The sequence below is a fragment of the Actinomadura kijaniata genome (genome assembly GCF_014138665.1).
Lineage (GTDB): Bacteria > Actinomycetota > Actinomycetes > Streptosporangiales > Streptosporangiaceae > Spirillospora > Spirillospora kijaniata.
On the sequence record NZ_JACJIA010000012.1, the window covers coordinates 194969 to 211555 of the forward strand.

The 16587-nt window shown below is 75.7% G+C and carries 17 protein-coding genes; 7 read left to right on the plus strand and 10 right to left on the minus strand.

What is annotated here, in order from left to right; genetic code table 11:
- Window positions 1-37: 37 nt before the first annotated feature.
- The 3 genes from HNR61_RS35960 to HNR61_RS35970 are packed head-to-tail and all read right to left on the minus strand — an operon-like array spanning window position 38 to window position 2381.
- Window positions 38-691 carry a LuxR C-terminal-related transcriptional regulator gene (locus HNR61_RS35960; protein WP_182847702.1) on the minus strand — a complete coding sequence of 218 codons (654 nt, stop codon included), beginning with the start codon at window positions 689-691 and terminating at the stop codon, window positions 38-40.
- Between the two features lie 8 nt (window positions 692-699).
- Window positions 700-1935 (minus strand): sensor histidine kinase, encoded by a 1236-nt coding sequence (locus HNR61_RS35965; RefSeq protein WP_182847601.1) that lies wholly within the window; start codon window positions 1933-1935, stop codon window positions 700-702.
- A complete protein-coding gene (locus HNR61_RS35970; protein ID WP_182847602.1) occupies window positions 1935-2381 on the minus strand; it encodes a hypothetical protein in 447 nt (148 codons plus the stop codon). Before HNR61_RS35970 ends, HNR61_RS35965 begins: the two co-directional genes overlap by 1 nt.
- A 156-nt stretch (window positions 2382-2537) precedes the next feature.
- On the opposite strand from HNR61_RS35970, the gene HNR61_RS35975 reads away from it, so the two are divergent.
- The gene (locus HNR61_RS35975) at window positions 2538-3917 is read left to right on the plus strand and encodes a cytochrome P450 (RefSeq protein ID WP_182847603.1); all 1380 of its coding nucleotides are present in this window, start codon (window positions 2538-2540) and stop codon (window positions 3915-3917) included.
- Between the two features lie 31 nt (window positions 3918-3948).
- On the opposite strand, the gene HNR61_RS35980 is transcribed toward HNR61_RS35975, so the two are convergent.
- The 3 genes from HNR61_RS35980 to HNR61_RS35990 all read right to left on the minus strand — a co-directional run bounded on the left by HNR61_RS35980 (window position 3949) and on the right by HNR61_RS35990 (window position 6941).
- On the minus strand, window positions 3949-4782 hold the full coding sequence (locus HNR61_RS35980; protein ID WP_182847604.1) for an NAD-dependent epimerase/dehydratase family protein: 834 nt from the start codon (window positions 4780-4782) through the stop codon (window positions 3949-3951).
- 144 nt (window positions 4783-4926) lie between these two features.
- Window positions 4927-6249, minus strand: a complete 1323-nt coding sequence (locus HNR61_RS35985; RefSeq protein ID WP_182847605.1) for a sensor histidine kinase — start codon at window positions 6247-6249, stop codon at window positions 4927-4929.
- Complete coding sequence (locus HNR61_RS35990; protein ID WP_182847606.1) at window positions 6249-6941, minus strand: response regulator transcription factor; 693 nt, start codon at window positions 6939-6941, stop codon at window positions 6249-6251. Before HNR61_RS35990 ends, HNR61_RS35985 begins: the two co-directional genes overlap by 1 nt.
- Window positions 6942-7057: 116 nt before the next feature.
- Here HNR61_RS35990 and HNR61_RS35995 point away from each other — a divergent pair, with 116 nt between their 5' ends.
- Together HNR61_RS35995 and HNR61_RS36000 are read left to right on the plus strand one after the other, a co-directional pair.
- Window positions 7058-7759 (plus strand): PepSY domain-containing protein, encoded by a 702-nt coding sequence (locus tag HNR61_RS35995; RefSeq protein ID WP_182847607.1) that lies wholly within the window; start codon window positions 7058-7060, stop codon window positions 7757-7759.
- A gap of 179 nt (window positions 7760-7938) precedes the next feature.
- Window positions 7939-8964: a PepSY domain-containing protein gene (locus HNR61_RS36000; protein ID WP_182847608.1), complete on the plus strand. Its 1026-nt coding sequence runs from the start codon at window positions 7939-7941 to the stop codon at window positions 8962-8964.
- 947 nt (window positions 8965-9911) lie between these two features.
- Here the strand turns inward: HNR61_RS36000 and HNR61_RS36005 are convergent.
- A complete protein-coding gene (locus HNR61_RS36005) occupies window positions 9912-10370 on the minus strand; it encodes a MarR family winged helix-turn-helix transcriptional regulator (RefSeq protein WP_182847609.1) in 459 nt (152 codons plus the stop codon).
- A gap of 131 nt (window positions 10371-10501) precedes the next feature.
- On the opposite strand from HNR61_RS36005, the gene HNR61_RS36010 reads away from it, so the two are divergent.
- Window positions 10502-11695, plus strand: coding sequence for an MFS transporter (locus HNR61_RS36010; protein ID WP_182847610.1), 1194 nt, complete (start codon window positions 10502-10504; stop codon window positions 11693-11695).
- 48 nt (window positions 11696-11743) lie between these two features.
- Here the strand turns inward: HNR61_RS36010 and HNR61_RS36015 are convergent, their stop codons facing one another.
- Entirely contained in the window at window positions 11744-12616 is an 873-nt protein-coding gene (locus HNR61_RS36015; RefSeq protein ID WP_312898266.1) for a LysR family transcriptional regulator, read from the minus strand.
- 93 nt (window positions 12617-12709) lie between these two features.
- Between HNR61_RS36015 and HNR61_RS36020 the strand changes: the two genes are divergently transcribed.
- Both HNR61_RS36020 and HNR61_RS36025 read left to right on the plus strand, forming a co-directional pair.
- The gene (locus HNR61_RS36020) at window positions 12710-13867 is read left to right on the plus strand and encodes an MFS transporter (RefSeq protein ID WP_182847612.1); all 1158 of its coding nucleotides are present in this window, start codon (window positions 12710-12712) and stop codon (window positions 13865-13867) included.
- Window positions 13868-13930: 63 nt separating this feature from the next.
- Window positions 13931-14440, plus strand: a complete 510-nt coding sequence (locus tag HNR61_RS36025; protein ID WP_182847613.1) for an O-acetyl-ADP-ribose deacetylase — start codon at window positions 13931-13933, stop codon at window positions 14438-14440.
- Here HNR61_RS36025 and HNR61_RS36030 read toward each other — a convergent pair.
- Together HNR61_RS36030 and HNR61_RS36035 are read right to left on the minus strand one after the other, a co-directional pair.
- Entirely contained in the window at window positions 14437-14895 is a 459-nt protein-coding gene (locus HNR61_RS36030) for a universal stress protein (RefSeq protein ID WP_182847614.1), read from the minus strand. The two genes, HNR61_RS36025 and HNR61_RS36030, sit on opposite strands and share 4 nt — an antisense overlap.
- A gap of 84 nt (window positions 14896-14979) precedes the next feature.
- Window positions 14980-15768, minus strand: coding sequence for a TIGR03084 family metal-binding protein (locus HNR61_RS36035; protein WP_182847615.1), 789 nt, complete (start codon window positions 15766-15768; stop codon window positions 14980-14982).
- A gap of 102 nt (window positions 15769-15870) precedes the next feature.
- On the opposite strand from HNR61_RS36035, the gene HNR61_RS36040 reads away from it, so the two are divergent.
- Entirely contained in the window at window positions 15871-16587 is a 717-nt protein-coding gene (locus tag HNR61_RS36040; RefSeq protein WP_312898267.1) for a carbon-nitrogen hydrolase family protein, read from the plus strand.

Consider the following 16587-nt stretch of genomic DNA (forward strand, 5'->3'; position numbering starts at 1 on the left):
GGGCGTTCCCCGCGGCCGGCGGTCTCCTCGGGCGAGGTCATCGGCCCCGCCCCTCCAGATGGCGCAGCACGGCCAGCACGCGGCGGTGGCCGGTGCCGGTCGGGGCGAGGCCGAGCTTGGTGAAGATGTTCGCCACGTGCTTCTCCACCGCCCGCTCGGACACCACGAGGGCGGCGGCGGTGGCGGCGTTGGTGCGGCCCTCGGCCATCAGCCCCAGGACCTCGCGCTCGCGCGGCGTCAGCGCCGCCAGCCCCGGATCGCGCCCGGACGGGCCGAGCAGGTGCGCGACGACCTCGGGGTCCAGCGCGGTGCCGCCGGAGGCCACCCGGGCCAGCGCGTCCACGAAGTCGTCCAGGTCGGAGACGCGCTCCTTCAGCAGGTAGCCGACCCCGGCGGCGTTCCCGGCGAGCAGGTCGCGGGCGTAGCGCGTCTCCACGTACTGCGAGAACAGCAGCAGCCCGACCTCCGGATGCGAGCGCCGCAGGTCCAGCGCCGCCCGCAGCCCCTCGTCCACGAACGCCGGCGGCATCCGGACGTCGATCACCGCGACGTCCGGCCGGTGCTCGGCCACCGCCGCCCGCAGCCCGTCGGCGTCCCCGACCCCGGCCACCACCCGGTGCCCGCGCAGCGCCAGGAGCTGCGCCAGGCCCTCGCGCAGGATCACCGCGTCCTCCGCCAGCACGACGCGCAGCGGCGCGCTCACGGGCGGAGGGGAAGGACGACGGTCACGACGGTGGGTCCTCCCGGCGGGCTGTCCACGTGCACGGTGCCGTCCACGGTACGCGCCCGGTCCGACAGCCCCGCGAGCCCGCCTCCCGCCCGGACCCTCGCGCCGCCCCGGCCGTCGTCGGTGACGCGCACCCGCAGCCCCGTCCCGCCGGGCTGCGCGGCCTCGATCAGGACGCGGGTCGCGGCGGCGTGCTTGCCCGCGTTGGCCAGCAGCTCCGCGACGCAGAAGTAGGCGATCGACTCGATGGCCGCCGCCGGGCGCACCGGCAGCTCGGTGCGGATCTCGGCCGGAACGGGGCTGCGCGCCGCGAGCGTCGCCAGCGCCACGTCCAGGCCCTTGTCGAGGGTCGGCGGATGGATGCCGCGCACCAGCTCCCGCAGCTCGGCGATGGCGGCGCGGGCGTCGCCGTGCGCGGCGTCCACCATGTCCCGCACCGCCTCGGGCGCGTCGGCGGGCAGCGTCTCCCTCAGCATCGCCAGGTGCATGGTGAGCGCGACCAGCCGGACCTGCGCGCCGTCGTGCAGGTCGCGTTCGATGCGGCGCAGCGTCGCGGCGGTGTCCTCCACCGCGAACGACCGGCTCTCCTCCAGGTCCCGGATCCGCCCGTCCTCCGCCCGGACCCCCAGCAGCGCCCGCGCCGCCGCCAGGTCCGCCCGCACGGCCGCGCGCACCACCCACGGCGCCGCGACCAGCAGCGCCAGCCCGAAACCCGCCACCACCAGGCTCGACGCGGGAGTGTCGAAGTACAGCCCCCCGACGTGCAGCCCGTGCCGCGGCGTCCCCGACGCGTCCCGCGAGGTGATCTCGTTCAGGCCGAACCGGAGCTGCACCGGGTAGGTCAGCAGCACCGCGCCGCACAGCCACGTGGCGTACACCGCGGCCAGCCCGAGCGCCGTGACCAGCGGTTGCACCAGCAGGTGCAGGAACGCCCGCGCCCCGCCGCGCGCGTCGGGCTCGATCCGCTCGCCCAGCAGCCGCGCCGCCGCGCCCAGCCGCAGCGCCCCGAGCGCCCGCGCCCCGCGCAGCGCCACCGCCGTCGCCGGGCCCCCGACCCGCGTCACCGACAGCGCGCCGCCCACGACCACCGCCACGGCCGCGTAGAGCAGCCCGGCCACCGCCGACGGCAGCCCGGCGAGCACGTACAGCGCCTCGGCCCCGTCCCGCCGCGTGAACGGGGCCCGCCGCGTGAACGGAGCGCGTCCCATCAGCCCATTCTCTCCGCCCGCAGGACGCGGCGCGCCTGCCGCTCCTGGAGCCGGGCGAACCCGAGGGCCAGCAGCGCCGTCACCACCGCCGCGCCCGCGCCGCCCGCCGCGTGGACCGCCCACGCCCCCGCGAGCGTCGGTCCGCCCCAGGCGTCCTCGTAGGAGCCGTCGCCCATCCCGACCAGCGGGCGCAGCGGATAGAGCAGGTTCAGCGCCACGACCAGCCAGCCGTACCCGGTCACCACGGTGGACAGGAGCCCGAGCGGCAGCGACGCCGCCGCGTGCGCCGCGACCCGCCCCCGCGCCGCGCCGCCCGCCTCCACCCCGAGCAGCCGCCGCACCAGCCGGACCTGGGCCCGGCCTCCCGCCAGCGAGACGACGCCCGCGGGCAGGGCCACCAGCGCGTAGCCCACCCGGCCCGGAAGATCCGTGCGGTTCGGTGACATCGAGCACCCCCTTTCGTCCCCTCCAGCTTCGGGTCCCGGGGGCGGCGGGTCGATCGTGCTGCCACGGAGAACGGGGGTTCGGTTTGCCCCACCCCACGTTTGAGGCTGGTGTGACGGGCAGAGCCCAGGGTGGAGGGGACCGAAAAGGGGGGAATCATGACCGTTGCCCAGCAGAAGGTCACGGGGCGGGCGCCGGTTCCGCGGGCCTCGGTGCTCGACACCGCCAAGGTCGGGGCCGTCGTGTTCGCGCCGGCCCTCGCGCGGGGCGTCCTCGCGCGCCGGCCGCGGATCGTCGCGCTGGCCGAGAGGATGGACGCCGACCGGAAGGCGGGGCGGCTGCTGCGGCGTCTGCGCGCCCGCCACGGCCCGGGGCCGCTCCGGCTGAGCATTCCGGGACGGTCGTTCGCGCTGGTCCTGACCCCCGAACACGTCGCGCGGGTCCTCACCGGGCCCGAGTTCGCCGCCGCCAACAGGGAGAAGCGCAGCGCGCTCGCCCACTTCCAGCCGCACGGCGTCCTCGCCTCCACGGGGGCCGACCGCGCCGACCGCCGCCGCTTCAACGAGCGGGTCCTCGACACCCCGCACGAGATCCACACCGGGATCGCCGAGCCGGTCGCCGCCAAGGTCCACCAGGAGGCCACCGAGCTGCTGGGCCGGGTGGAGACCACCGGGACGCTGGAGTGGGAGGAGTTCCGGCGGGTCTGGTGGCGGGTGATCCGGCGGGTCGTGCTGGGCGACGCCGCCCGCGACGACCACGAGGTCAGCGACCTGCTGACCCGGCTGCGGATGAACGCCAACTGGGGGTTCGCCCATCCCCGCCGCGACCGGCTGCGCCACCGCTTCGAGGAGCGCCTCCACACCCACCTCGCCCGCGCCGAGCCCGGCAGCCTGGCCGGGGTCATGGCCCGCACGCCCGTCACCGCGCGCACCGATCCCGAGCAGCAGGTCCCGCAGTGGCTGTTCGCGTTCGAGCCCGCCGGCATGGCCGCGTTCCGGGCGCTCGCGCTGCTGGCCGCGCATCCCGGCGAGGCCGTCCGGGCCCGCGCCGAGATCGGCGATCTGGCCGTTCCCCAGGACCTGCCGTACCTGCGGGCCTGCGTGCTGGAGTCGGTGCGGCTGTGGCCGACCACGATGGCGATCCTGCGCGACACGACCGAGGAGACCGAGTGGGATGGACGCACCCTGCCCGCCGGGACGGGGCTGCTGATCCACACGCCGTCGCTGCAACGCGACGAGGAGTACCTGACGTTCGCCGACGCGTTCGCGCCCGAGACCTGGCGCGACGGCACGGCGGAGGCGCACTGGTCGGCGATCCCGTTCAGCGCCGGGCCCGCCGAGTGCCCCGGCCGCAACCTGGTCCTGCTGACGACCAGCCTGTTCCTGGGGGCGCTGCTGCACCACCACGACTTCCGGCTGGCCTCCGGTCAGCCCCTGGCGGAAGGGCGGCCGGTGCCGCGCACGCTCAGCCCGTTCCGGCTCCGGTTCGACGTGCGCCCGGCCACGGCGGACGTGCCGGACGCGGCCGCCTCGGCCTGACGGCGGGAGCGTTCCCGGCGGAAGTCCGGGCTCAGCCCTGCTGGGAGAACCCGGTCCGCCAGGACGCGACGCGCGGCTTCCAGCCCAGCTCCCTGGCGCGGGCGTTGGACGCCGGACGGCCCGTCGCCGCCGCGTGCCGCGCGGTGCCCGGCGTCGGCATGCCGAGGGCCTCGCAGTACACCGGCAGCCACTCGGCGGACGTCGCGGGCTCGTCGTCCACGATGTTCACCGGGCCGGCGGGCCAGTCCAGCGCGGTCAGCACGGCGGCGGCCGCGTCGTCGGCGTGCACGAACGACGTCCACGCCGGGGTGCGCCGCAGGCTGCCGTTGCGGACCCGCGCGGCGATCGCGCCGTCGGGGGCGTACCAGGTGCCCGCGCCGTACAGCGCGCCGTACCGCAGCACGACCCCGCGCGGCATCTCCGCGACGGCCTGCTCCAGGGCGGCCACGCCCTCGTAGGGCGGCAGCGACGGGTCCAGCGGGTCGGACTCCACCGCCGGGGTGTCGCCCGGCCGGTACAGCCACGCGATGCTCTGCGCCACCATCGTCTCCACGCCCGCCGCGCGGGCGGCGTCGACCAGGTTGCGGGTGCCGACGATCCGCAGCCGCGAGTTGGCCGCGAAATCCTCGTCGCTCAGGTCGGTGAGCTGGTGGACGATCACGTCGGGGCTCGCCTCGGCGACGGCCGAGGCCAGCGCCGCGGCGTCCATGACGTCCACGACGACCGGCGTGGCCCGCTGGTCGGCCAGCGTCCGCGCGCGCTCGGGTCGCCGGGTCGTGCCCGTCACCTGGTGGCCCGCCGCCACCAGCAACGGGACCAGACGGCGGCCCACGACGCCGGTCGCTCCGGCAACAAAGATCTTCAAGGGGGGAACCTCCGCGACTTGGCACGTCGTTGTGGTCGTCTTGACGGCAGCATAGTCGCGTATCGGCCCACGTTTCCGTTCCCTGCCGACCCGTCCCGGTCACCGATCGTCGCCCCCAGAACCCCCAGGTAACTCACATCACGCTCATTCGGGGCGGGCGAGCGGCAGCCGCACCTCCATCGCCGCGCCGCCGCCGGGGGCCTCGCGCGCGGCGACCGTGCCGCCGTGCGCCTCCACCAGGTCGCGCACGATGGCCAGCCCGAGCCCCGCGCCACCGGCGTCCCGGCTGCGGGCCTCGTCCAGCCGCACGAACCGTTCGAAGATCCGCTCCCGGTCCGCCGGGGCGACACCGCTCCCGTCGTCGACCACCCGCAGGACCGCCGCGTCACCGGCCGAGGTCAGCTCCAGGCGAACGGCCGACCGGGCGTGTCGCACCGCGTTGTCCAGCAGATTGTTCACGACGCGTTCGAGCCGCGTTCGCGACCCGAGCACCACGGGTTCGGCCTCCACCGCCATCGCGACGCCCGGCCGCGCCGCCCCCCGCACCAGGTCGGCCAGCGCCACGCGTTCGGAGGCGGACCGGTCCCCGGCGTCGAGCCGGGCGAGCAGCAGCAGGTCGGCGGCCAGCCCCTGCAACCGCACGACCTCGTCGGCCAGGCCGTCCACGTCCAGCAGCTCCGGATGCGCCTGCGCCACCTCCAGCTCGGCCCGCAGCGACGCGATCGGGCTGCGCAGCTCGTGCGAGGCGTCGGCGACGAAGTCCCGCTGCCGGGCCACCGAGCGCTCCAGCGCGGCCAGCGTCGCGTTGGTGGTGGCCGCCAGCCGCGCCACCTCGTCGCGGGACCGGGGCACCGGCACCCGCCGCGCCAGGTCCCCGGCCGCGGTGATCTCCGCCAGCTCCCCGCGGATCGCCTCCACCGGCCGCAGCGCCCGCCGGGTGACCAGCCAGGTCACGGCCGCGACGACCGCCAGCAGCACCGGCAGCCCGACCAGCATCGCCTCCCGGACCGTGCCGACCGCCTCCCGCCGGGTGTCCAGCGGAACGCCCGCGTGGACGGTGACGTCCGTGCCGTCGGGGGCCTCGGCCCGCACCGCCGCGAACCGGTACTCGGCGGCCTTCCCGTCGACCGTGACGACCCGCGTGGACGGGACCGGATCGTCGTCGTCCTCACCGGACGTGGGGAACGTCACGTCCCGCAGACCCTCGCTCGCCGCCCTCACCCGCCCGTCGTCGTCCACGACCTGGACGGGCTGCTCGTCGGCGTCCGGCAGGTCCAGCCCGCCGAACGGGGTCCCCGCCGCGATCCGCGTGGCGACCTCCCGCGCCGCGACCTCGGCCCGCACCGCCGCGTTCCGCGTCAGCTCGGCCTGGAGCAGCCACACCACCGCGACCCCGACCGCCACCAGCGCGACCGCCACCACCGCCGTGGCCGCGAGCGTCGTGCGGGCGCGCACCGAACCGAGCATCAGCGGCCCCCGCGCGCCGGGGGAGCGGCCGCCAGCCGGTAGCCGAGGCCCCGCGCGGTCTCGATCGACCGGAGCCCGAACGGCGCGTCCAGTTTGCGGCGCAGCGCGCTGACGTACACCTCGACGATGTTGGGGTCGCCGTCGTAGGCCGCGTCCCACACGTGCTCGATGATCTGCGCCTTCGACACGACCCGGCCCGCGTTGACCGCCAGGTGCTCCAGCACCGCGAACTCCTTCGCGGTCAGCTCGACCTCGGTGTCGCCCCGCCACACCCGCCGCGCGGCCGGGTCCACCCGCAGGTCCCCCACCGTGATCACCGGGTCGCCGCCCCGGGTGCGGCGGCGCAGCAGCGCCCGGACCCGGGCCAGCAGTACCACGTAGGAGAACGGCTTGGTCAGGTAGTCGTCGGCGCCGGTGTCCAGGCCCTCGGCCTCGTCGTACTCGCCGTCCTTGGCGGTCAGCATGAGGATCGGGACGTCGATCCCGGCGGCCCGCAGATCGGCGCACACGCGGTAGCCGTTGCGGCCCGGCAGCATGATGTCCAGCAGGACCAGGTCGTAGTCGTGCTCGAACGCCAGGTCGAGCCCCGTGTTCCCGTCGTGCGCGACGTCCACCGCGAAACCCTCGGCCACCAGGCCCTTGGCGAGCGTGGCGGCGAGCCGGCGCTCGTCCTCGACGATCAGCAGACGCATGGGTCCAGGGTTCCAGACCGACCTGAAGCGTTCTTCAGCCCGCTTCAGGCGCGCCTCAGGATCGCCGGGGATGGTGAGGGACGTCGGTCGAAGAAGAACCATCGAGGGAGTAACGCATGAAGCCCGCACTGACCGGTCGTCGCCTGCTCGTGACCGTCGCCGCCGGAACCCTGCTGGCCGCGGGCGGGGCCACCACCGCGCTCGCCGCGCGGGACGACGGCCGCGACGACCGCGCGCCCGCCGCGAAGGTGACCGCCGAGCAGGCCGCCGCCGCGGCCCTGAAGGCGGCCCCTGGGCGGGTCGCCGAGCTGGACCTGGACGACGAGGACGGCCGGGCGGTCTGGGAGGCCGACGTGCTGGCCGCCGACGGCGCCTGGCACGAGGTGCGGATCGACGGCGGCGACGCCAGGGTCCTGGGGAACGTCAAGGCCGCGCCCGACCAGGGCGACCAGGGCGACCAGGGCGACCAGGGCGACCAGAGCGATGATCAGGGTGACGAGAACGACGGCCGGGACGACGCCGCTGAGGCGAAGGCGCTGGATGGGACCCGGGTCACCGCCGCGCAGGCCGCCGCGAACGCGTTGAAGGCCGCGCCCGGGACCGTGGTCTCGGTGGACTTCGAGCGGGCGGGGAACGGCTCGTCCTGGGACGTCGAGGTCGCCGGTCGGAACGGTGAGGAGCGCGAGGTGACCGTGGACGCGGCCACCGGCAAGGTCACCGCGAACGTCACCGACCGCGAGGACGACCGGAACGACGCCGATGACACCGCCGATGACACCGCCGACGACACCGCCGACGACACCGCCGACGACGACTGATCGAGCGTCCGCCGAACGCCCCCGAACGCCCGCCGGACGTCCGGCGGGCGTTCGCGTCTTTGGATGCGCTTGACGGACTTTGCCATCGCCCGAGTGACCTGCGGGTTTTTGCTGGGAATAGACCCCTTCGTAAGACCTCGGGGGGACCGATGGGATGCCGGACGCAGGGGCGCCTTCCGGTGGCCGCCGTCGTGGCCGTGCTGGCCGCGCTGGCCGTCGCCGGGACCGTGACGGGTTGCGGCGCGCCGCACAGGGCGCGGAACGCGTCCGGATCCGGGACGCCCGCGCTCACCCGGACGCACCTGATGTCCGCCGCACCGGCGGAGATCCCCGCCGACCGGGCCGCCGCCGCGATCCTGAAGGCCGTTCCGGGCCGGATCGCCGTGCTGGCGGTGGACGACGAGGACGGCCGGGCGGTCTGGGAGGCCGACGTGCTGGCCGCCGACGGCGCCTGGCACGAGGTCCTGCTCGGCGGCTCCGACGGCCGGATCCACGCCGACCGCAGGGACGTCCACGCCGGGAACGAACGGACCGGGACGGTGCGGACGGCCGAGGTGACCGCCGCGCGGGCGGCGGCCGTCGCGTCCCGGCGGAGTCCCGGCGCCGTCGTGGGCGTGGCCCTCGGCGACCGGAACGGCCGGCCGCTCTGGGAGGTGACGGTGGCCGGTCCGGGCGGCGCGGACCGGAAGGTCCTGGTGGACGCCGCCACCGGCGCGGTCGTGCCCCCGGCCATGATCATGCCCGGCGCCCGGCGCAGCAGCGCGCCCGTCGGGATGAGCGCGGCGACCGCGCGGATCACCGCCCGGCAGGCCGCCGAGGCCGCGTCACGGGCCGTCCCGGGCCGGGTCGCGGGACTGGACCTGGACGCGGACGAGGACCGCTTCGTCTGGGAGGCCGAGGTGCTGGCCACCGACGGCACCTGGCGTCAGGTGCGCCTGGACGCGCACGACGCCGCGCTCCTCGGCGTGCACCCGGACACCTCGGACCGGGACGACGACGCGGCCAGGGCGAAGACGCTGCGGACGGCGGGCGCCGACGCCGGGCGGATCGCCGCGGACGCGCCGAGGACCGCCCCCGGCATGGTCGTGTCGGTGGACCTGGACCGCAGGCGCGGCGTCCACGTCTGGCGCGTGGAGGTGGTCGAGACGGACGGGGACAAGCGCGAGCTGACCGTCGATCCGGCCACCGGCGGGGTTGTCGCTTAATCGGCTGGCCGCTGGCCGCTGGCCGCTCTTGAAGCGGGCTCGGGGTGGGGTTTGGGTTTGTGTGGACCCTTGGTGTTGCTGGGGTCTGTGGTTTTCTGCGGCGAAAGTGGGTGTCGGGGGTTTTGGCGAACTGAGGCTGTTGAGGACGTGTAGACCCCCTGGGGTTTAGGGCCTGTGAGGGAGGTTTGGCGAAAGCGGGGGTTGGGGTCTTGGGGGTTGGGGTTTCCGGTCAGGTGTAAACCCCCGATATTGCTGGGGGTCTGTGGGGAGGGCTTAGCGAAAGCGGCTGTGTTGGCCTTGGGGGGACCGTCCCCCCAAACCCCCACATCGGGCCCGCGCACGCCGGGAAGACTCCGCCAGGGCTCCGCTTCCCGTCGTGCTGCGAACCCTGGCAAAGGGGCCAGCCCCCTTGGACCCCCGGCGGTGGCTCCGCCCCCACACCCCCGGCAGGGGCCCTGCCCCCACACCCCCGGCAGGGCTCCGCCCCACACCCCGGCAGGGGCTCCGCCCCTACAACCCCGACGCCGACGCTGCCCCGGCAACCCCGACAGGGTTCCGCCCTACGCCCCGGCAGGGGACTCCGCCCCCTACAACCCCGGCGCGGGCGTTGCCCCCGCAACCCCGGCGGGGGCTTTGCCCTCACGCCCCGGCGGGGGCTCTGCCCCACACCCCGATAGGGGGTATCCGCCCCCACGCCCCCTGGCAGGGCTCTGGCCCACGCCCCGGCAGGGACGCTGCTCCTACGGCTCCGGCAGGGCTCCGCCCATGCTTTGGTAGGGGCGCTGCCCCACCGCCCCCTTTGTGGGGCTCCGCCCCTACGCCCACGGTCGTTCCTGGCCACCCCGGCGTAGAGCCTGCGTCCACATCCCCTCGTAGGGCTTCGCCTTAGGTCCCTCACCTGCGCATCCCCCACCTCGGGGGTGTGGACCAGGGCTTTGGAACGCGGCTCAGGAGACCAGGTTCAGGTCCTCGACGGCCCGTGCCAGCGGGGCCAGTTCGGGGTCTTCGGCGGCCTGGTCTAGGGCCTCGCGCAGTGCCCGCTCGTTCGTGGGGCGGGCTTCGGCCAGCAGTTTCGCTCCGGCCTCGGTCACGTCGGTGTAGATGCCGCGCCGGTCGGTCGGGCACAGGTAGCGCTGGAGCAGTCCCCGGTCCTCCAGCCGCGTCACCAGGCGGGTGGTGGCGCTCTTGCTCAGTGCGACGGCGTGCGCGACCTGGTGCATCTGCAGGTGGCCGCCCTCGCCGTCGTGCTGGCGGCTGAGCACCTCCAGCAGGGAGTACTCGCGCACGCTCAGGCCGTGCCCGGCCTGGAGGGCGCGTTCGATGTGCGACTCGATCCGGTCGTGCAGCAGGGACAGCGCGCTCCAACCCTGCGCGAGCGCGGTCATCGCGGGATCTGTGGCGGTCACGGCCGGTCCTCTCCTCGGTGCGTCCCCAGGATACTCGTCGCCCGAAATATGGCGCGCTTGCAATCATCGTCGCGTGCAACTATTGTCGACGCTTGTTATCGCTGCACGCAACACCTGAGGGGGACGCTCCCATGCCGCTGGCACTGCTGGCCCTGGCGATCGGGGCCTTCGGCATCGGCACCACCGAATTCGTGATCATGGGGCTGCTGCCCGAGGTTGCTGCCGACTTCGGCGTCTCGATCCCCACCGCCGGATGGCTGGTCTCCGGCTACGCCCTCGGCGTGGTGGCGGGCGCGCCGCTCATGACGGTCCTGGGCACCAGGATCACCCGCAAGCGCATGCTGATGCTGCTGATGGGCCTGTTCATCGCGGGCAACGCGCTGTCGGCCGTCGCCCCGACGTTCGAGGTCATGCTGGCCGGGCGGATCGTCGCCTCGTTCAACCATGGCGCGTTCTTCGGGATCGGCGCGGTCGTGGCCGCCGACCTGGTCGCCCCGCACCGCCGGGCCGCCGCGATCTCGCTGATGTTCACCGGGCTGACCGTCGCCAACGTGGTCGGCGTCCCGTTCGGCACCCTGGTCGGGCAGCACGCCGGATGGCGCGTCACGTTCGCGATCGTCGCGGGCCTCGGCGTGCTCGGCCTGCTCGGCGTCGCCAGGCTGGTCCCCGCGCAGCCGCGCGACACCAGCGTGCGGATCCGGCACGAGCTGGCCGCGTTCGGCAACGTCCAGGTCCTGCTCGCCCTCGGCATGACCGTGCTCGGCTTCGGCGGCGTGTTCGCCGCGATCACCTACATCGCGCCGATGCTGACCGAGGTCACCGGGTTCGCGCCCGGCGCGGTGTCCTGGATGCTGGTCCTGCTCGGCCTCGGCATGGTCGCCGGGAACCTGGTCGGCGGCCGCTACGCCGACCGCCACCTGATGCCGTTCCTGATCGCCACGCTCGGCGGCGTGACCGTGGCGCTGGGCCTGTTCACCTTCACCGCGCACGACAAGGTCGCCGCCGCCGTGACGCTGTTCCTGGTCGGCGCGCTGGGCTTCGCGACCGTCCCGCCGCTGCAGAAGCGCATCCTGGACCAGGCGTCGGCCGCGCCCACCATGGCCTCGGCCGTGAACATCGGTGCGTTCAACCTCGGCAACGCCCTGGCGGCCTGGCTCGGCGGCGTCACGATCGCCGCGAACCTCGGCTACACCTCCCCCAACTGGGTCGGCGCGCTGCTGTCGGGATCGGCCCTGCTGCTGGCGCTGCTGGCGGCGGTCCTCGACCGCCGTCCCGCCGCGTCCCGGGCCGCCACCCCGGGACGCGAGCTGGCCGAGGTCGGCTGAGCCTTTCGTTCCGAACCGGGCGGTTCGCCGTTTTCCGGAGGGCCCGCCTCAGCCGGTGAGGACGCGGGCGAACGCGTCCAGGCGCGCGGTCCGGTTGGCGGGGAGCCAGACCAGCGTGAGCGACGACGGCGGCAGGCCCTCCACCGGGACGGCCGCCAGGTCCGCGCGCCGGTGGTGGCGGGCCGTGGCGGCGCACATGAGCATGCCGCCGCGGCCGACCGCCGCCATCGTCAGGCCCTCCTGCAACGTCGCCACCACCGGCCCGCGCGGGATCGGGCGGCCGTCCGGCGTCGCGGCGGGGGACTGCGCCTCCCGCCAGTAGCGCGGGGCCGGGTCGGCGAGGCCGACCACCGGGCAGCCGGCCAGGTCCTCCGCCCGCACCGCGGCCCGCGCCGCGAACGGGTGCCGCGCCGACACCACCAGCGTCACCGGCTCCACCGAGAACACCGGCCCCGCCGCCAGGTCCGGCTCCCGGACGGGCGTCAGCACGATCGCCGCGTCCACCTCGGCCCGCCGCACCGCCCCGAACGGGTCCGACAGCGGCAGCTCCGTCACCTCGACCTCGCATCCGGGGTGCTCGTCCCGGAACGCCGCGACCGCGTCCAGCAGGCGTTCGCTCAACGTCCCGGCGAACCCCAGCCGCAGCACCCCGTCGACCCCGCGCGCGTCGGCCCGCGCCCGCTCGAACGCCTCGCGCAGCGCGCCGTAGGCCGGGCGCAGGTCCGCCAGGAAGCGTTCGCCCAGCGGTGTCAGCCGCACCCGCCGGCTCGTGCGCTCCACCAGCCGCCCCCCGACCCGGCTCTCCAGCGACCGCAGGAGCTGGCTCACCCGGCTCTGCGACACGTAGAGCCGGTCGGCGGCGCGGCCGAAGTGCAGCTCCTCGCTCAGCACGAGGAAGCACTCCAGTTCGCGGATCTCCACAGCGGCCCCTTCCTGCATCGATGAGCCCAGCTGATCCAAGGATGCGGGGTTCGCCGTTGTTCCGGCGGCGCGGCCCCCGCACGCTCGGTGACCATGAAGGTGACCACGAGGACGACGAAGACCGAACGCCCGTCCTGGCCCGCCGTCGGCGCGGTGGCGACCGGGACGTTCACGGTGGTGACGACCGAGATGGTGCCGGTGGGCCTGCTGCCGGCCGTGGAGCGGGGCTTCTCCGTCTCGGCGGGCACGGCGGGGCTCACCATGACCGTTCCGGGCCTGGTCGCGGCGGTGGCCGCCCCCGCCCTGACGGTCGCCGCCGGGCGCCGCGACCGCCGCACGGTGCTGCTCGCCCTGGTCGCGCTGCTCACCGCCGCCAACCTGCTGTCGGCGGTCGCGCCCGCGTTCTGGGTGCTGCTGACCGCCCGCGTGCTGGTCGGCGTCGCGATCGGCGGCGTGTGGGCGATCGCCGCCGGGGTCGCCGTCCGGCTGGTCCCCGAGCGCTCCGCCGGGACCGCCACCTCCCTGGTGTTCAGCGGCATCGCGGTCGCGTCGGTCCTCGGCGTCCCGGCGGGCACGCTGGTCGGGGAGGCGGCGGGCTGGCGGGCCGCGTTCGGGGCGCTGGCCGTGCTGTCCCTGCTGGTGCTGCTGGCGTCGGCGGTGCTGCTGCCGCCGCTTCCGGCGGCGCAGGGCGTGCGGCCCGGCGAGGTCCCGGCGCTGCTGCGGGAACGCGGCGTCCGCGCCGGGCTGGCCGTCACGGTCCTGCTGGTCGTCGCGCACTTCGCGGCGTTCACCTACGTGCGCCCGGCGCTGGAGGACGTCGCGCACGTCGCCCCGCACCTGGTCAGCGCCCTGCTGCTGGCCTACGGCGTCGCGGGGGTGCTCGGCAACTTCGCGGGCGGGGCGGGCGCGGCCCGCGACCCGCGCCGCACCGCCCTGGTGCTCGGGCTGGCGGTCGCCGCGTCGGTGGCGCTGCTGCCGGTCGGCGGCGTCGGCGCGCTGATCGCCTGGGGGCTGGCCTACGGCGGGGTGTCGGTGACGCTCCAGACCTGGATGACGCGGGCCGTGCCGTGGGCCCCCGAGGCGGGGGCGGCGCTGTTCGTCGCCGCGTTCAACGTCGCCATCTCCCTGGGCGCGCTGGTCGGCGGGCGCGTCGTGGACGGCGCGGGCGTCACCGCCGTGCTGTGGACCGCCGCGGCCCTGGCCGCCGCCGCGGCGGTGGCCGCCGGGATCGCGCGCAACGCCCTACGTTGACGGTGTTTACGCTTCCGTCCGGCTGAGAAGTTCTCAGATCGCAGGCGACGGAGAGAGCGGGTCATGCAGATCACTCTGGTGCAGGGCGACATCACCGAGCAGGACGTGGACGCGGTCGTCAACGCGGCCAACTCCTCGCTGTTGGGCGGGGGCGGCGTCGACGGCGCGATCCACCGCAGGGGCGGTCCGGCGATCCTGGAGGAGTGCCGCAAGCTGCGGGCCTCGCACTACGGCGGCGGGCTGCCGACCGGGCAGGCGGTGGCCACGACCGGCGGCGACCTGCGCGCCCGCTGGGTGATCCACACCGTCGGCCCGGTCTACTCCGACACCGAGGACCGCTCGGCGCTGCTGGCGTCCTGCTACCGCGAGTCGCTGCGGGTGGCCGACGACCTGGGGCTGCGGTCGATCGCGTTCCCGGCCGTGTCGGCGGGCATCTACGGCTGGCCGATGGACGACGCCGCGCGCATCGCCGTCACCACGGTGCGGAGCACCGCGACCCTCGTGGAGGACGTGCGGTTCGTGCTGTTCACGCCCGACGCGTACCGGGCGTTCGAGCGCGTCCTGAACGGCTAGGACGCGGGGGGAACGATCAGGACCGGCCGCTTCGTGTGGTGCAGCACGCGCGTGGACACGCTGCCGAGCAGCACCGACCTGGCCCCCGACAGCCCCCGCGACCCGGTGACGACCAGCGTGGCGCCCAGCTCGTCGGCGACGTCCACGATGGCCGACCAGGCGGGCCCGTCGCAGCGTTCGGCGCGGGCGGCGACGTCGGTGAACCCGGCGGCGCGGGCCCGCGCGGCGCCGTCCTCGGCGACCTTGGCGGCGTGCTCCTGCTCGGTCCACTCCTCCCCGGCGGGGTCGACGGCGGGGATCGGCCCGCCCGCGGCCAGCGGGGCCCAGGCGAGCTGGCTGAGCATCGGCTCCCAGACGGTCAGCACGGTGACCGGCTCGGGCCGCAGGTGGCGGGCGGCGAACTCGACGGCGGCGCGGGCGTCGTCGGAGCCGTCGTAGGCGATCATGATGGTCATACCTGCGACCTATCCAGGATCGGCGGGATGGAACCCGGACCGGGCGAACAGTGCGCGAGCTCTCACCGGTCCGGGTCCCGCCGGTCAGGCGCCGACCGGCACGGGGTCCCCGCCGGGCGGGCCGGCGAACGCCTGCGCCACGTCCAGCCAGCGGTCGGCGTCCTCTCCGACCGCGGTGACCGACAGGTCGGCGCGGTGCCGCCGCCGCGTGACCAGCAGGCAGAAGTCCAGCGCCGGTCCGCTCACCGACTGGGCGGCGCCCTCGGGCCCCCACGTCCACGCCTCGCCGCCGGGCGCGGTCAGCTCGATCCGGAACGGCCCGGCGGGCGGCTCCAGCCCCCGGTTGCGGAACGCGAAGTCGCGCGTCCGGACGCCCAGGTGCGCGACGTGCCGCAGGCGGCGCGTGGGGGTCCGGTCCACGCCGAGCGCGTCGGCGACGTCCTGCGCGTGCGCCCAGGTCTCCATGATCCGCGCGGTCGCCATCGACGCGGTGCCCATCGGCGGCCCGAACCAGGGCAGCTCCGCGCCCAGCGGCGCGGCGGCCAGCGCCTCGATCACCTGGCGGCGGCAGGCCCGCCAGCGGTCCAGCAGCTTGTCGGGGTGGTCCCGCGCGCCCTCGGCCGCGCCCTCGTCGACCGCCTCGGCGAGTTCGGCTTTGGCGCGTTCCACGAAGGCGGCGAACGCGGCCGGGTCGGTGGCCGCCAGGATCGCCTGGCGGTCGGTCCAGGCGAGGTGGGAGATCTGGTGGGCGATCGTCCAGCCCGCCGCGGGCGTCGGCGTGGCCCAGCCCTCGGCGGGCAGCGGGGAGACCAGCGCGTCCAGGGCGTCGCCCTCGGCCGCCAGGTCGGAGAGCAGGGTGCGTAGATCCGGCATTCCGTCAGAATCGCGTGTGCGGGGCGTTCCGTACAGACCCGGACGGGTGGGATTTCGGCCGCGCTCTAGGGTGGTCCCGTGATCCAGGACGGGAGGTCAGGGGTGGGGCGAACGGAACGGAGCGCGGACCGGCGGCCGCTGAGCGTCGCGGTGGCGCAGCCGAGGTGCGCGGCCCACGACGTGGCGGCCAACGCGGTCGCCCACGCGGAGGCGGTGCGGGCGGCGGACGCGCGGGTGGTGGTGTTCCCCGAGCTGTCGCTGACCGGGTACGAGCTGGACGCCGTCCCGGTCGACCCGGGCGACGGGCGGCTGGCCCCGATCGTCGCGGCGTGCGCCGAGACCGGGACGCTCGCCCTGGTCGGCGCGCCGGTGCCGGGCCCCTACATCGGCGTCCTGGCGGTGGACGGCGAGGGCGCGCGCGTCGTCTACGGCAAGACGTACCTGCACGGCGGCGAGGCCGACCGCTTCAAGGCCGGCGAGCCCGCCGTGATCGAGGTGGACGGCTGGCGGCTGGGCCTGGCCGTGTGCCGCGACACCGGCGTCCCCGAGCACGCCGAGCGCACCGCGGCGCTCGGCATCGACGGCTACGTCGCCGGGGTCGTGCACGCCGACCACGAGGCCGGGGTCCACGGCGAACGCGCCCGCCGCGTCGTCGCCGACCACGGGGTGTGGGCCGCGACGGCGGCGTTCGCGGGCCCGACCGGCGGCGGCTTCGACCGCACCTCCGGCCGGTCGGGCATCTGGTCGGCCGAGGGCGCGCTGCTCGCCGAGGCGGGCGAGGCCCCGGACGAGGTCGTGCGGGCGGTGTTCACCCCCTAG

Bases quoted from the DNA above. Each gene is read 5' to 3' on its own strand.
- HNR61_RS35965 (WP_182847601.1), bottom strand. From the start codon at position 1,935: ATGGGACGCGCTCCGTTCACGCGGCGGGCCCCGTTCACGCGGCGGGAC.
- HNR61_RS35970 (WP_182847602.1), bottom strand. From the start codon at position 2,381: ATGTCACCGAACCGCACGGATCTTCCGGGCCGGGTGGGCTACGCGCTG.
- HNR61_RS35975 (WP_182847603.1), top strand. From the start codon at position 2,538: ATGACCGTTGCCCAGCAGAAGGTCACGGGGCGGGCGCCGGTTCCGCGG.
- HNR61_RS35985 (WP_182847605.1), bottom strand. From the start codon at position 6,249: ATGCTCGGTTCGGTGCGCGCCCGCACGACGCTCGCGGCCACGGCGGTG.
- HNR61_RS35990 (WP_182847606.1), bottom strand. From the start codon at position 6,941: ATGCGTCTGCTGATCGTCGAGGACGAGCGCCGGCTCGCCGCCACGCTC.
- HNR61_RS35995 (WP_182847607.1), top strand. From the start codon at position 7,058: ATGAAGCCCGCACTGACCGGTCGTCGCCTGCTCGTGACCGTCGCCGCC.
- HNR61_RS36010 (WP_182847610.1), top strand. From the start codon at position 10,502: ATGCCGCTGGCACTGCTGGCCCTGGCGATCGGGGCCTTCGGCATCGGC.
- HNR61_RS36020 (WP_182847612.1), top strand. From the start codon at position 12,710: ATGAAGGTGACCACGAGGACGACGAAGACCGAACGCCCGTCCTGGCCC.
- HNR61_RS36025 (WP_182847613.1), top strand. From the start codon at position 13,931: ATGCAGATCACTCTGGTGCAGGGCGACATCACCGAGCAGGACGTGGAC.
- HNR61_RS36030 (WP_182847614.1), bottom strand. From the start codon at position 14,895: ATGACCATCATGATCGCCTACGACGGCTCCGACGACGCCCGCGCCGCC.
- HNR61_RS36035 (WP_182847615.1), bottom strand. From the start codon at position 15,768: ATGCCGGATCTACGCACCCTGCTCTCCGACCTGGCGGCCGAGGGCGAC.